At 63.8% G+C, this 13,721-nt stretch carries 12 protein-coding genes; 4 read left to right on the top strand and 8 right to left on the bottom strand.

Translation table 11 applies throughout. The features are described from left to right. Positions 1-14 precede the first annotated feature (14 nt). The 4 genes from rbfA (at position 15) to pnp (ending at position 4,127) form a co-directional block, all read left to right on the top strand. Positions 15-440, top strand: a complete 426-nt coding sequence (gene rbfA, locus QD280_RS07240; RefSeq protein WP_043333400.1) for a 30S ribosome-binding factor RbfA — start codon at positions 15-17, stop codon at positions 438-440. Beyond that, positions 440-1,369, top strand: a complete 930-nt coding sequence (gene truB / locus QD280_RS07235) for a tRNA pseudouridine(55) synthase TruB (protein WP_279838815.1) — start codon at positions 440-442, stop codon at positions 1,367-1,369. Before rbfA ends, truB begins: the two co-directional genes overlap by 1 nt. 98 nt (positions 1,370-1,467) lie before the next feature. Further along, entirely contained in the window at positions 1,468-1,737 is a 270-nt protein-coding gene (gene rpsO / locus QD280_RS07230) for a 30S ribosomal protein S15 (RefSeq protein WP_024952154.1), read from the top strand. A 248-nt stretch (positions 1,738-1,985) separates the two neighbouring features. Then, positions 1,986-4,127: a polyribonucleotide nucleotidyltransferase gene (gene pnp / locus QD280_RS07225; protein WP_279838814.1), complete on the top strand. Its 2,142-nt coding sequence runs from the start codon at positions 1,986-1,988 to the stop codon at positions 4,125-4,127. 171 nt (positions 4,128-4,298) lie between these two features. On the opposite strand, the gene QD280_RS07220 is transcribed toward pnp, so the two are convergent. From QD280_RS07220 to QD280_RS07185, 8 genes are all read right to left on the bottom strand, one after another. Beyond that, a complete protein-coding gene (locus tag QD280_RS07220; protein ID WP_192839087.1) occupies positions 4,299-5,480 on the bottom strand; it encodes an acetyl-CoA C-acetyltransferase in 1,182 nt (393 codons plus the stop codon). Positions 5,481-5,785: 305 nt separating this feature from the next. After that, positions 5,786-6,166 (bottom strand): aspartate 1-decarboxylase, encoded by a 381-nt coding sequence (panD, locus tag QD280_RS07215; RefSeq protein WP_043333409.1) that lies wholly within the window; start codon positions 6,164-6,166, stop codon positions 5,786-5,788. A gap of 122 nt (positions 6,167-6,288) precedes the next feature. Next, positions 6,289-7,143: a pantoate--beta-alanine ligase gene (gene panC, locus QD280_RS07210; protein ID WP_279838813.1), complete on the bottom strand. Its 855-nt coding sequence runs from the start codon at positions 7,141-7,143 to the stop codon at positions 6,289-6,291. After that, on the bottom strand, positions 7,143-7,934 hold the full coding sequence (gene panB / locus QD280_RS07205; RefSeq protein ID WP_054556449.1) for a 3-methyl-2-oxobutanoate hydroxymethyltransferase: 792 nt from the start codon (positions 7,932-7,934) through the stop codon (positions 7,143-7,145). Before panB ends, panC begins: the two co-directional genes overlap by 1 nt. A 169-nt stretch (positions 7,935-8,103) precedes the next feature. Beyond that, on the bottom strand, positions 8,104-8,601 hold the full coding sequence (folK, locus tag QD280_RS07200; protein WP_279838812.1) for a 2-amino-4-hydroxy-6-hydroxymethyldihydropteridine diphosphokinase: 498 nt from the start codon (positions 8,599-8,601) through the stop codon (positions 8,104-8,106). A gap of 46 nt (positions 8,602-8,647) precedes the next feature. After that, positions 8,648-10,048 (bottom strand): polynucleotide adenylyltransferase PcnB, encoded by a 1,401-nt coding sequence (pcnB, locus tag QD280_RS07195; RefSeq protein WP_131431144.1) that lies wholly within the window; start codon positions 10,046-10,048, stop codon positions 8,648-8,650. A 1,110-nt stretch (positions 10,049-11,158) separates the two neighbouring features. Further along, on the bottom strand, positions 11,159-12,769 hold the full coding sequence (locus QD280_RS07190) for a sigma 54-interacting transcriptional regulator (protein ID WP_279838811.1): 1,611 nt from the start codon (positions 12,767-12,769) through the stop codon (positions 11,159-11,161). Positions 12,770-12,921: 152 nt separating this feature from the next. Continuing rightward, positions 12,922-13,721 (bottom strand): glutamate--tRNA ligase family protein (locus QD280_RS07185; protein ID WP_279838810.1); only part of this gene is annotated, 800 nt, incomplete at its 5' end.

Here is a 13,721-nt window from a genome sequence, read left to right as displayed (position 1 = left end):
AGGAGAGATCACGGATGCGTGAATACAGCCGTACTGACCGCGTGGCGGACCAGATCCAGCAAGAGCTCGCGCTGTTGATTCAGCGCGAGGTCAAGGACCCGCGCCTTGGCATGCTGACGGTCAGCGCCGCCAAGGTCAGCCGCGACCTGTCCTACTCCGATGTCTACGTGACCCTGCTGGGTGACGACAGCCCGGAACGCATCAAGGAAAACCTCGCCGTGCTCAAGCGCGCGGCAGGTTTCCTGCGCTCCCAGCTGGCGCGCACCATTCAGCTGCGCCACGTGCCGGAACTGCGTTTTCATTACGATGAAAGCGTCGTTCGTGGCCATCACCTGTCCTCACTGATCAACGATGCGGTCGCCGACGATCGCAAGCGCAGTGCTGAACGCGGTGATGACGACAGCGAAGATGGTGCCCCGGGCACCACGCCGGACGCCTGATGGCGCGTCGTCGTCGCGGCTTGCCGATCGATGGCGTTCTGTTGCTGGACAAGCCCAAGGGCATGTCCAGCAACTATGCGCTTCAGAAGGCTCGTCGCCTCTACCAGGCGCAGAAGGCCGGTCATACCGGCACGCTCGACCCGATGGCGACCGGCTTGTTGCCGGTCTGCTTCGGGGAAGCGACCAAGTTCTCCTCGCATCTTCTCGAGGCAGACAAGGTCTATCGGGCACGGATCAAGTTTGGCCAGGTCACCGATACCGGTGATGCGGAAGGCACGGTGATTCGCGAGCGGGAGATTCCCGAGATTGCGCAGGCCGAGCTGGACGCGGTGCTGGACAGGTTCCGTGGCGAGATAGATCAGGTGCCGCCGATGTACTCCGCGCTCAAGCACCAGGGACGTCCGCTCTACGAGCTGGCGCGCCAGGGGATTGAAATCGAGCGTGCAGTCCGTCGCGTTACCATCTACAATATGGCGCTTCTTGCGCGGCACTCCGATGGCATCGAGATCGAAGTGGCGGTCAGCAAGGGTACCTACATACGCAGTCTGGCCGAGGATATCGGCGAGGCGCTGGGCTGTGGAGCCCACCTCACGGCACTGCGTCGTCTCAAGACGGGCCCGTTCACGGGTGATGCCATGCTGGATTTCGAGCGCCTCGAGGCGCTGGCTGACCAGCAGGCACGTGAAGGCGTTCTGTTACCTGTCGACATCCTGCTCGATCATCTCCCGCGTCTCGACATCACTGCCGAGATGGCGCGGATGATATTGCGTGGTCAACAGGCTGAAACGACGACAGGGTCGCTGGAAGTGGGCTCCCTGGCTCGTGTGTATCAGGACCAGCAGTTGCTCGGGCTGGTCCGGATTGCGGCGGAGGGCGTCATCGCTCCTCGCCGACTGCTCAGTTCTGCCGTCGAGGCGGCGGCTGGGTGAGCTGATTGCGGCCTCGCCGCAAGCCGCATGAAGACTGCAAATATGCGTGGTCTTCGACATTTCTAATCTATCAAGCATATTGCTTACTGGAGAGACAGATGGCACTTACCGCTGAGAAGAAGGCTGAGATCGTTACCGAATTCGGCCGTGGCGAGAACGACACCGGTTCCCCGGAAGTTCAGGTTGCTCTGCTGAGCGCCAACATTGATGGCCTGCAGGGTCACTTCAAGGCCAACAAGCAGGATCACCACTCCCGTCGTGGTCTGATCCGCATGGTCAACCAGCGCCGCAAGCTGCTTGACTACCTCAAGCGCAAGGACTTCGAGCGTTACACCGCTCTGATCCAGCGTCTGGGTCTGCGTCGCTAATCAGCGATGTTGCCGCCATGCACTTCGGTGCATGGCGGGCCCCCGGTGGGCACAGGAAAACCGACACTGCCTGCGGGCGGTGTCGGTTTTTTTGTGCCTGATACCGAGGTGATCCGGGCTTCAGATCAGAGGCTCGACCCGCGCTGCAGCCCGCTTGTCGCGTGGGATCAACCCGCTTTTCATTGCCTGTGGCGCGCTTTACCATGAGCGCCTGGCATCGATGACTATCAGATTAAAGGACATGCGCCGTGAACCCGGTAACGCACAGCTTCCAGTACGGTAATGACACCATCACCCTCGAGACCGGCCGCATCGCGCGTCAGGCGACCGGTAGCGTGATGGTGACCATGGGCAATACCTCGGTGTTGTGCACCGTGGTGGCCAAGGCGTCGCCGAAACCCGGCCAGTCCTTCTTCCCGTTGTCGGTCCATTATCAGGAGAAGGCTTACGCGGCGGGGCGTATCCCCGGCGGCTTCCTCAAGCGCGAAGGGCGTCCCACCGAGAAGGAAACCCTGACCTCGCGCTTGATCGACCGTCCGATGCGCCCGCTGTTTCCCGAAGGCTTCATGAATGAGGTGCAGGTGGTCTGCACGGTGATGTCGGCGGAGCGCAATGTCGACCCGGACATCGCGGCACTGCTCGGTACCTCTGCAGCGCTTTGCATCTCCGGGGTGCCCTTCGCGGGCCCCGTGGGCGCGGCGCGCGTCGGCTTCAGCGAGCAGCGCGGCTACTTCCTGAATCCCGGCTACAGCGAACTGGCGCATTCCGAGCTGGACATGGTGGTGGCGGGGACCGAGAAGGCCGTGTTGATGGTCGAGTCCGAGGCCCAGGAGCTGCTGGAAGATGAGATGCTCGGCGCCGTGCTCTATGGCCATCACGAGATGCAGAAGGCCATCACGGGGATCGAGACGTTCGCCGCCAAGGTCAATCGTCCCAAGTGGGCGTGGGTGCCGCAGAAGCTCGACCGTGTGCTGGTCGAGGCGCTGGAGCAGAGCTTCGCCACCCGGATCGGTGATGCCTATCGCCTGAGTGACAAGATGGCGCGTCAGGACAGTCTGTCGGCGCTCAAGGCGCAGGCCATCGACCTGCTGGGCGCCGAGGATGACGCGCGCTTCAGTGTCGAGGCCGTCGCCACGGCCTTCGCGGCGCTCGAGAAGCGTATCGTGCGTCAGCGCGTGATCGCCGGCGAGCCGCGTATCGATGGTCGTGATACGCGCACCGTGCGACCGCTGGACATGGCGGTGGGCGTGTTGCCTAAGGCGCATGGCTCGGCGCTGTTCACCCGCGGCGAGACCCAGGCGATCGCCACTGCTACCCTGGGGACCACGCGCGACTCACAGCTGATCGAAGGGCTGTCCGGCGAGAAGCAGGACCGCTTCATGCTGCACTACAACTTCCCGCCCTACTGCGTCGGCGAGACAGGCTTCATCGGCGCGCCCAAGCGGCGTGAGATCGGCCATGGGCGTCTGGCGCGTCGGGGCATCGAATCCATGTTGCCGTCGTTGCAGGCCTTCCCCTACGCGATCCGTGTCGTCTCCGAGATCACCGAATCCAATGGTTCGAGCTCGATGGCATCCGTGTGTGGCGCCTCGCTTGCGCTGATGGACGCCGGTGTGCCGCTCAAGGCACCGGTCGCGGGTATCGCCATGGGGCTGGTCAAGGACGCCAATGGCGTCGCGATACTGACCGATATCCTCGGCGATGAGGATCACCTCGGCGACATGGACTTCAAGGTCGCGGGTACCGCGGAAGGTGTTACCGCGCTGCAGATGGACATCAAGATCGAAGGAATCGACGAGGAGATTCTTGAGCAGGCGCTGGAACAGGCCCTCGAGGCACGCCTGACCATCCTCGCGCAGATGAATGAGGTGCTGGCCGCCAGTCGCCAGGAAGTCTCGGACAATGCCCCGGCGATGCTGTCCCTCAAGATCGCGCCCAACAAGGTGCGTGACGTGATCGGCAAGGGCGGCTCCACCATCCGCAAGATCTGTGAAGAGACCGGCGCCAATGTCGATCTCGACGATGATGGCAGCGTGCGCATCTATGCCGAGCACAAGGCGCAGGCACAGGCGGCTGCCAAATATGTCGAGGGCATCATTGCCGAGGCCGAGATCGGCAAGCTCTATGTCGGCAAGGTGGCGCGCATCGCCGACTTCGGTGCCTTCATCACCTTCATGCCGGGCACCGATGGTCTGCTGCACATCTCGCAGATCGTCGAGGAGCGGGTCAATGACGTACGTGACTACCTCAACGAAGGCGATGAAGTGGTGGTCAAGGTGCTCGACATCGACAACCGCAATCGCGTCAAGCTGTCGCTGAAAGAGATCAGCGAAGAAGAGAAGGCGGCCTTTGCCGCTGCTCAGGCTGAAGAGGCCGCCGCCCAGGACTGACCGATCGTCGCGGAGCGTCCCCGCCCCGGTCTTGCCTGCTCTGCATGAGAGGTGAGCCCTCGGGGCAAGAAAAAGCCCCCGCCAGGTTACTGGCGGGGGCTTTTGCATATCTCCCTGCTCGAGATTGCGCGAGCAGGGAGGGTTCAGGCGGGGGGTCAGATATGTGAGCGATCAGCTGCGCTCGATGGCCAGCGCGACACCCTGACCGCCACCGATGCACAGGGTCGCCAGACCCTTCTTGGCATCACGCTCGATCATCTCGTGCACCAGCGAGACCAGCACACGGCAGCCGGAGGCACCGATCGGGTGGCCGAGGGCAATGGCGCCGCCATTGACGTTGACCTTGTCGACATCCCAGCCCAGCTCCTTGTTGACCGACAGGGCCTGGGCGGCGAAGGCTTCGTTGGCTTCGATCAGGTCGAGGTCTTCCAGGCTCCAGCCGGCCTTCTTGAGGCACAGGCGAGTCGCCGGCGCCGGGCCGATGCCCATGATCTTCGGATCAACACCCGCGTTGGAGTAGGCCTTGATGGTCGCCAGCGGCGTCAGACCCAGCTCGCGTGCCTTGTCGGCGGAGCACAGCATGACCACGGCAGCGCCGTCGTTGAGCGCCGAGGCGTTGCCGGCGGTGACGGTGCCGTCCTTCTTGAAGGCCGGGCGCATGCCAGCGAGTTTCTCGGCCGTGGTGCCGGCGCGCGGGTTCTCGTCGGTATCGAAGACGATCGGGTCGCCCTTGCGCTGCGGGATCTCGACCGGGACGATCTGGCCCTTGAAGCGGCCAGCTTCGATGGCTGCGCAGGCCTTCTGCTGAGAGGCGGCCGCGAAGGCGTCCTGGGCTTCACGGCTGATCTCGTATTTCTCGGCCAGATTCTCGGCGGTGATGCCCATGTGGATGTCATTGAAGGCATCCCACAGACCATCGTGAACCATGGAGTCGATCGCCTTCCAGTCGCCCATGCGCTTGCCGTCACGCGAGTTGGGCAGCACGTGCGGAGACAGGGACATGTTTTCCTGGCCGCCGGCCAGAATCAGCTCGGCATCGCCGCAACGGATGGCCTGGGTGGCCAGGTGCAGCGCCTTGAGGCCAGACCCGCAGACCTTGTTGATGGTCATGGCGGGCACGCCTTCCGGCAAGCCTGCCTTGATGACCGCCTGACGTGCCGGGTTCTGACCGCATCCTGCTGTCAGCACCTGGCCCAGAAGCACTTCATCGACCTGATCGCCACTGACACCCGTGCTGGCGAGGATATCCTTGATGACATGTGCGCCGAGATCCGCGGCGGAAATGCCAGCCAGGCTGCCACCGAAGGCGCCTACGGCGGTACGACGGGCTGCTACGATCACCACATCCTGCATCTGAACGCTCCTGTTCTCTTGCGAGACTGTCTGAGTCAATTGGCTGCGACTATGGCCATGCCATCAAGCGGGCGAGGCGCAGTCCTGCTGAGGTGAGATTCCAGCATAAGGCAGTTTTGTGCGGTGCGGCAATCGCCAAAGGGCATCTCCAGTGTCAGCCTTTAGCCATACGTATCGCCTGTCCAGACGGCACGACGCCAGCGCTCTGACAGGCAGGGCTGGCGTCGTGTTGGAGCGCTCGCGGTAGGCTCAAGGCCTGAAAGCATCAGCCCTCAGGGCGTGGAGCAGCAGGCAGCAAGGGGTGCTCAGGCCATCTGGACCGGGATGGCGTTGGCCGTATGGCTGACCTCGTTGCCTTCCATCAGATAGACCATGGAGGGCTTGTGCGCGTCCAGCTCGCTCTCGGCGTAGTGGGCGAAGGCGCAGATGATCACGCGGTCGCCGACATCGGCCTGGTGGGCTGCGGCGCCGTTCACCGAAATGATCTTCGAGCCTTCTTCGCCGCGAATGGCATAGGTGGTGAAGCGCTTGCCGTTGTCCACGTTGTAGATCTGGATCTGTTCGTACTCACGAATGCCTGCCATGTCGAGCAGGTCGCCATCGATGGCGCAGGAGCCCTCGTAGTTGAGGACGGCGTGAGTCACGCGGGCCATGTGCAGCTTGGCCTTGAGCATGATGGCTTGCATCAGGATGTCTCCAGTTGAGCGCCGCCGGGCGCAGATCAAGGCCCTGGGACCAGGGCCATGGCGCGTATGGCGTGGCGGACAGTGCCACGCCAGGGTGCAAGGCGGCGCAGTCTAATCAGGCATCAGGCCACCGGCAAGGCGACCTTCAGGTTATCGAGCAGGCGCGTACGGCCCAGGTGTGCGGCGACCAGAATCACCGCCTCGCGCGTGTCATCCTCGACCGCCCCCAGGTCAGCCGCGCGGCGCAGCTCGAGGTAGTCCGGCTTGAAGCCGCTCTCGCTGATGGCGGCCAGTGCCTCGCGCAGTGCCACATCACGCGTCACGCCCTGTTCAAGGCGAGCCTTCAGGGCGTCGAGGCACTGCTTGAGGCGCGGCGCGATGGCGCGCTCCTGCTCACTCAGGTAGCCGTTGCGTGATGACAGCGCCAGCCCATCCTCGGCACGCACGATGGGCACACCGATGATCTCGATGCCGAAGTGCAGGTCGTGGTTGAGCTTGCGGATCACGGCCAGCTGCTGGAAGTCCTTCTCGCCGAAACAGGCGACTTCAGGGCGTACCAGATTGAACAGGATGCTGACGACGGTGGCGACGCCATCGAAGTGACCCGGACGGTTGCCGCCGCACAGGCCTTCGGAAACGCCCGGCACCTGCACGTTGCACAGCCCGTCGCGGCCCGCGGGGTAGAGTTCCGCCGTCGAGGGGGCGAACAGCAGGTCACATCCTTCTGCGGCCAGCGCATTCTGGTCGGCCTCGAGGGTGCGCGGATAGCTGTCGAGGTCTTCGCCGGGGCCGAACTGCAGCGGGTTGACGAAGATGCTCGCGACGACCATGTCGGCATGGCGGCGCGCTTCACGGACCAGCGACAGGTGGCCGGCATGCAGGTTGCCCATGGTCGGCACCAGCGCGATACGCAGGCCATCGCGGCGCGCCTGGGCGAGTTGCTCGCGCAGGGCATTGATCTGGGAGACGGTTTTCATCAGAAGCCGTGCTCCGGCGCCGGGAAGCTGCGCGTCTTGACCGCCTGGTGGTAGGCGGCGAAGGCCTCCTGCACGCTGCCGGCATCACTCATGAAATTCTTGACGAAGCGTGGCTTGCGGCCGGGCGTCAGGTCGAGCATGTCGTGCATGACCAGAATCTGGCCATCGACGTCCACGCCGGCGCCGATGCCGATCACCGGCACCTCGACGGCATCACGAATGCGCGCGGCCAGCTCGGACGGCACGCATTCGAGCAGGATGATCGCGGCACCCGCGGCTTCCAGCGTGCGCGCGTCGGCGATGATCTGCTCGGCGCGCGCCTCGTCGCGACCCTGTACCTTGTAGCCGCCGAAGGCATGCACGTGCTGTGGCGTCAGGCCCATGTGCACGCAGACCGGCACGCCACGCTGGACGAGCGCGGTGACGGCATCGGCCAGCCAGGCTTCGCCTTCGACCTTGACCATCTCGGCACCGGCACGCATCAGACGCGCCGCATGGTCGAGCAGGATGTCGGTGCTGGCATTGCTCATGAAGGGCAGGTCGGCCATCAGCAGGCTGCCTTGCTTGCCACGTGCCACGGCGGCGGTGTGGTAGCAGATGTCATCGATGGTGACGGGCAGGGTGCTGGTATGGCCCTGCAGGACCATACCGAGAGAGTCGCCGACCAGCAGCACTTCAATGCCGGCATCGCTGGCAAGATGAGCAAAGGTGGCATCGTAGGCGGTGAGGCAACTGAACGTCTCACCATCGGCCTTGAGGCGGCGCAGGGTGCTCAGGGTGACGTTTTTCATCGGGACGCTTACTCGTTGCGGCGCGTATGACGCAGCTGCCCGTGGCGTCGAGCAGCCGCGATCGCGAGAAGGCCGCCGAGGGCGGACTGCGGGCGACACGGGCCGGTGTTACCAGAAAGTGTTACCGCACAGGCCAAAGTGGGCACGACGGTAACAAGATGGCGAAACTCTACTCCTGAGGTCCGAGGGGGAGCAAGTCATCGCCCTCAACTTGAGACGCCAGTGTTTCGAGATTCTCCTCGCCCAGCACGCTTAGGCGCTGCGGGCCCAGCAGGTCAGCCAACGGACGCATCACGAAACCACGTTTGAGCATTTCGCGATGGGGCACGACGAGACGCGGCGTCGAGATCCTGCTGTCATTGAAGAGCAGCAGGTCCAGATCCAGCGTGCGGGGGCCCCAGTGACGCAGCCGCACGCGGCGATGCTGCTGTTCGAGGGCTTGCAGTTGATCGAGCAGGGCGAGGGGAGACAGGCGGGTCGATAGCTCGGCGACGGCATTGACGAAGTCGGGCTGGTCCTGCGGGCCGACCGGCTTGCTGGCATACAGGCGAGAATGTCGCGTGCAGCGGGTCAGCGGCAGCCGGTCGAGAGCCTCAAGCGCGCGCTCCAGTTGAGCGCGCGGATCGTCAAGATTGGCACCGAGGCCAATCAAGGCTGTCGAAATCATGCGGAGTTCCTGCGTGGAGACGGCAGTGGCTCAGACGAGCCACTGCTCAGCCCTGGCCGCGACCATTGCGCCGACGCTTGCCGCGACGCTTGGTGCCGACCGGCTTGCTGCCGGCGGGGCCTTCATCGGAGACACCTTCGATCATCGTGACCTGGGTGCGAGCATCGACTTCCTGGAAGTCGGTCCACCACTTGCCCAGCCCCGGCTTCACTTCGCCGGCGAATTCGCGCAGCAGCAGGAAGTCGTAGGCGGCGCGGAAGCGCGGATGCTCACGGGTCTGGAAGGCGCGTTTGCCACGGCGACGCGGCAACTTGGCCTGCATGTCCCAGATCTCGCGCATCGGAATGCTGAAGCGCTTCGGGATCGAGGTATGGTTGAGCTGGCGAGCGATCGCCTGCTGAGCCGCCTGATGGGCTGCCGGAATATCGGGCATGCCACTGGCGATCAGCTGGTCGGTACGCGCCTTTACGCCCGGCCACAGCAGGGCGGCATACAGGAAGGCCGGCGTGACCGGCTTGTCTTCGCGGATGCGGTCGTCCGTGCTGGCCAGCGCCTTCTCGATCAGCGGCATGGACCACTGATAATGCGCGAAGCTCTCTTCCGTCTCGGGGAACAGCATCTGGAACAGACCAAACTCACGCAGGAGATGGAAGGTTTCCAGTGCATAGCCGGACATGAACAGCTTGAGCACTTCCTCGAACATGCGCGCCGGCGGAATCTGCAGCAGCAGCGGGGCCAGTTCGTACATCGGTTCGGCCGTGGCCTCCTCGATGTCGAAGTCCAGCTTGCCGGCGAAGCGGACGGCGCGCAGCATGCGCACCGGATCTTCGCGATAGCGTGTTTCCGGATCACCGATCAGGCGAATCATGCGCGCTTCGATATCGCGTACGCCATTGGCCCAGTCGTGGATCGTGAAGTCGGACACGTCGTAATAGAGGGCATTGATCGTGAAGTCGCGGCGCAGCGCGTCCTCCTCGATGGAGCCAAAGACGTTGTCACGCAGCAGCATGCCGTCTTCCGACTGCTGGGTATGCTGGCTGGGCGTGCTATCGGCCGGCTTGCCGCGGAAGGTGGTGACCTCGATCACCTCACGACCGAAGCGCACGTGCACGATACGGAAACGACGGCCGATGATGCGGGCATTGCGGAACAGCTCGCGGACCTGTTCCGGCGTGGCGTTGGTGGCCACGTCGAAGTCCTTGGGGCGTTGTCCGAGCAGGGCATCACGGATACAGCCACCGACCAGATAGGCCTGATATCCACCGCTTTGCAGGCGATAGAGTACCTTCAGCGCATTCTCGCTGAGCTGGCGGCGGGACACGGGATGCTCATCCCGCGGTATCACACGCAGGCTGGGCAATGGGGCCGCGGGCGCGTCAGTTGCATTGAAAAGCGTCTTCAAGCGGTCACCGGGGCGTTGTAGAAAGCGGGTAAATCCTTTGAGCATGCAGCGATTCGACTCGTGCGTGGCAGGCCGCCCAGTGTAGCCGAGGGCAGATACCTTGGCAAAGCGCCGGTCTGCCATCCAGGGGCCGACTCTGCACTTCAAGGCGTCTGACGAGGCGAAAATCACCTCTCAGACAAGGAAAAAGGGAGACCGATCACTCGGTCTCCCTTGCAGGTAGGGTACACGCATCCTTGAGCGGATGTTCTTTTTCGTGATGGCGCATCGCCCTGAATACGCACCACAGTCACAAATCAATGCAGACAGATCCTTCGTGTTGCAGATCATGTTGTTGTTGTCTGGCTGTCTGTTCGGTGACCATCTCGTATTCAAAACAATCTTCCATTCACCGACGGCTGAGTAGCCTCCCCCCGCGAGTTGTTGTTGTTTCGGGGGTGATCCGGGGTCGAGCCTGTTGTTCTTGTTGGTGCTCGAGGCCGGATTCGTCGCGTCCTGGTCAGTAGATTCCGGACTGCCGATATCTTGTTGTTGTTGGATCGGCGGATAATGAACTGCGGCCGTTTGTTCTTGTTTTGGCTCTTGCCTGTCACCACTCATGTAGTGAGGCATGCGGTTCATCATCAATGTCACGCGCTCGACGGGTATTGTTCTTGTTGGTGTCGAGGGTTTTCGAAGCATTGCGCGTTCTTGTTGTTGTTGGGCGCACTTCGTATTTCCGGTTGTTCTTTTTCTTGACCGTGTTATTGCATCGGATGTGCCACAGCTTAAAAAAAACCAGCAATTCAGTCATTTAGACATAGGTCGCTGAGACGTGAGGTGTAGAGAGGTGCGAGGTGTTACCTGACGTGGCCATTGGTGCGCTGGATGGGGTCATGATTTGGGGTCGATGGTAACAATTGGTGCGAAGGTCTAACGAAGTGCCTTGCAAGCTAATGATTGAGCTGGGTTTTTTGCGAGTCTTTCGACACTAAAGTCTAGCGATGCCCTCGATGATGCGGGGATCTCTGGCATGCAAGGTGGCGCCGCAGGCGGGTTGCTCGCTCGGGAGGGCACCTGCATGGTGCAGTAACTTCAGCACAGTGACTTCAGCGCAGTGACTTCTGTGCGCCAGCGTCAGTGCTCCAGCGTCGCTCCAGCTTCATTGCACCGACGTCAGTTTGCGGGAGAGCTGCGGCGGCCCTTGCGACGTGGAATGCCCAGGCGCTGACGTCGCTCCCAGAGGTTCTTGCGGCTGATGCCGAGGCGGCGTGCGAGCTCGGTCTCGCTCATGTGGTCCTGATGCTCGAGCACGAAGTGCTGGAAGTAGTCCTCCAGCGAGAGGTCTTCCTCTTCACCGGCATCGCCGACCACCGAGAGGCCGCTGCGTGGGGTGTCCGCAGGCGGTGGCTGGCCCATGTCCTGTTGGCCGGTCGCGGGCTGACCTGTCACAGGCGCTGCGGCCGTCTCGAGACTTGCGTCCCTGGCGGCGCCTTGCACTGTGCCTTTCATCGACCCTTTCATTGCTCCTTTTGCCGCCCCTTTGCCCGCTGTCTTCGGCGCCTGAGCAGTCGGCGGGGGCACAGGGTCTGCCGTTGCGGCGGGCGCTGCCTGAAGCGGCTGCCCTGAGGGCGTGCGCAGGCCGAGGTCTTCCGGGGCGATGATGCGGCGCTCCGCCAGGATGACGCCCCGCTCGAGGGCGTTTTCCAGCTCACGGACATTGCCGGGCCAGGCGTAGTGATGGATTTCCTGACGCGCCCGCTGAGAGAGTCGCATGCCGTCACGACCATGCTTGCGGGCGATGCCGGCCAGCAGGTGCTCGGCCAGTTCCAGCACGTCATCGCCGCGCTCACGCAGGGGCGGCAGGTCGATCTCCATCACGTTCAAGCGGTAGTAGAGGTCGAGGCGGAACTCGCCGCTGGCCGAGAGCTGATGCAGGTTGCGATGGGTCGCGGCGATGAGGCGGATGTCGACGTAGCGCGTCTCGATGGCCCCCACGCGGCGAATCTCGCCCTCCTGCAGCACTCGCAGCAGGCGTGCCTGGGCATCCAGCGGCAGTTCGCCGATCTCATCCAGGAACAGTGTGCCGCCGTCGGCGGCTTCGATCAGACCGGTGCGCGAGCTGGTGGCGCCGGTGAAGGCGCCTTTTTCATGGCCGAACAGCTCGGACTCGATCAACGTCTCGGGAATGGCGGCGCAGTTGACGCAGATCAGCGGCGCCTGATGGCGTTCGCTCTGGCGGTGAATGGCGCGTGCGACCAGCTCCTTGCCGGTGCCGGACTCACCGAGCACCAGCACGGTGACGTCGGCGGGCGCAACCTTGCGGATGCGGGTATAGACCTGTTGCATGGCGCGACAATGGCCAATCATCTCCACCGGCTTGTTGGCCGTGCCAGCATGCGCCTGGGGAGGAGGGGGCGCGGCGCTCGGCGCCCCCTGGCGTGGCAGCGACAGCGCATCTCGCACGCTGCGCGCGAAGGCCTGCTGGTCGAACGGCTTGGGCAGATAGTCGGCTGCCCCCGCTTTCAGGCAGCTGATGGCGGCGTGCAGGCTGGGGTTGTCGGCCAGCAGCAGCACGGGAGTTGGCTGGCTGGCGCGCAGGATCGGGTCGGCATGCTCTCCGGCCAGTTCGCTGTCGCAGATCACCAGCGCGAAGTCGGCAGGGTGCTGCAGACGGGCATCCTCCAGGCCGCTGGCCTGCACCACGTCGTGACCCTCGCGCTCCAGCAGATGCTGCAGCGTGTTGCGCGAAGCACCTTCCTTTTCGACGATCAGAATCCGGGCCATGGGGTGATGTCGCTCGCCTGAGGGTGTGCATGAGGGAATGACTGTCGTTTGAGTCTGTCCTGTTCCCACAGGGGAGGCAATCCGACAATCGTGGCTGTTGTCAGGCGTCCCGAGTGCATGGCGTGCCTGGTCTCAGCTTCCCTCAGCTGCCCTCAGCTGCCCTCAGCGGTCCTTGGCATTGGAGCAGTGGCCGCACTGAGTGACGGCGAGGTGCCGACCGCCGCGAGTGACCAGCAAGGAGTGGCGTGGGCGAGTTGCTCAGCGGGGCTGGCGGTCGCCAGTTCGGGCGGCGGCGCCTGACCGAGCAGCGTCAGGGTATGGTGCAGCAGCGTTCGAATCGCGCTGGCGTCTTCCGGCAGGGCCGGTGCCAGATTCTGCTTGGAGAGCTTCTGGCCATTGGCGGCCGTGATCAGCGGCAGGTGCGTCAGGCGGGGCATCGGCAGGTCGAGCGCGGCCTGCAGCAGACGTTGCCAGGGGCTGTTGTCGAGCAGATCGAGCCCGCGCACGACATCGGTGATGCCCTGCTCGGCGTCATCCACCACCACGGCCAGCTGATAGGCCCACAGGCCATCGCGTCGCTTGAGCACCACGTCGCCGAGCGCGGCGAGATCCAGCTGGACCGCGCCTTGCAGGCGGTCCTGCCAGCCAGCAATGGCCCGGGTGCCGCCTAAGCGCTCTGCCGCACGCACATCCAGCCGCCAGGCATGCTCGCCCGTGGGAGGTTCGGCTCGCTCTCGGCACCAGCCGGGGTAGATGGCATGCTCGCGCCACTGCTTGCGCGAGCAATCACACGGGTAGGCGATACCACTGGCCTTGAGTTGCTCCAGCGCCTCGGCGTAGGCGGCGTGACGCTGGCTCTGATAGCGGAGCACGCCATCGCGCTGCAGACCGAAGGCATCCAGCTGGCGCAGGATGGTATCGGCGCTCCCGGCGGGGCAGCGCGGCGGGTCGA

The organism is Cobetia sp. 1AS1 (genome assembly GCF_029846435.1).
GTDB lineage: Bacteria > Pseudomonadota > Gammaproteobacteria > Pseudomonadales > Halomonadaceae > Cobetia > Cobetia amphilecti.
Note: the sequence above shows the minus strand (reverse complement) of the source record. Positions and strands in the feature narration are given on the sequence as shown.

Bases quoted from the DNA above. Each gene is read 5' to 3' on its own strand.
- panB (WP_054556449.1), bottom strand. From the start codon at position 7,934: ATGAAAAACGTCACCCTGAGCACCCTGCGCCGCCTCAAGGCCGATGGT.
- pcnB (WP_131431144.1), bottom strand. From the start codon at position 10,048: ATGCTCAAAGGATTTACCCGCTTTCTACAACGCCCCGGTGACCGCTTG.
- panD (WP_043333409.1), bottom strand. From the start codon at position 6,166: ATGCAAGCCATCATGCTCAAGGCCAAGCTGCACATGGCCCGCGTGACT.
- QD280_RS07220 (WP_192839087.1), bottom strand. From the start codon at position 5,480: ATGCAGGATGTGGTGATCGTAGCAGCCCGTCGTACCGCCGTAGGCGCC.
- QD280_RS07190 (WP_279838811.1), bottom strand. From the start codon at position 12,769: ATGGCCCGGATTCTGATCGTCGAAAAGGAAGGTGCTTCGCGCAACACG.
- folK (WP_279838812.1), bottom strand. From the start codon at position 8,601: ATGATTTCGACAGCCTTGATTGGCCTCGGTGCCAATCTTGACGATCCG.
- rbfA (WP_043333400.1), top strand. From the start codon at position 15: ATGCGTGAATACAGCCGTACTGACCGCGTGGCGGACCAGATCCAGCAA.
- rpsO (WP_024952154.1), top strand. From the start codon at position 1,468: ATGGCACTTACCGCTGAGAAGAAGGCTGAGATCGTTACCGAATTCGGC.
- truB (WP_279838815.1), top strand. From the start codon at position 440: ATGGCGCGTCGTCGTCGCGGCTTGCCGATCGATGGCGTTCTGTTGCTG.
- panC (WP_279838813.1), bottom strand. From the start codon at position 7,143: ATGAAAACCGTCTCCCAGATCAATGCCCTGCGCGAGCAACTCGCCCAG.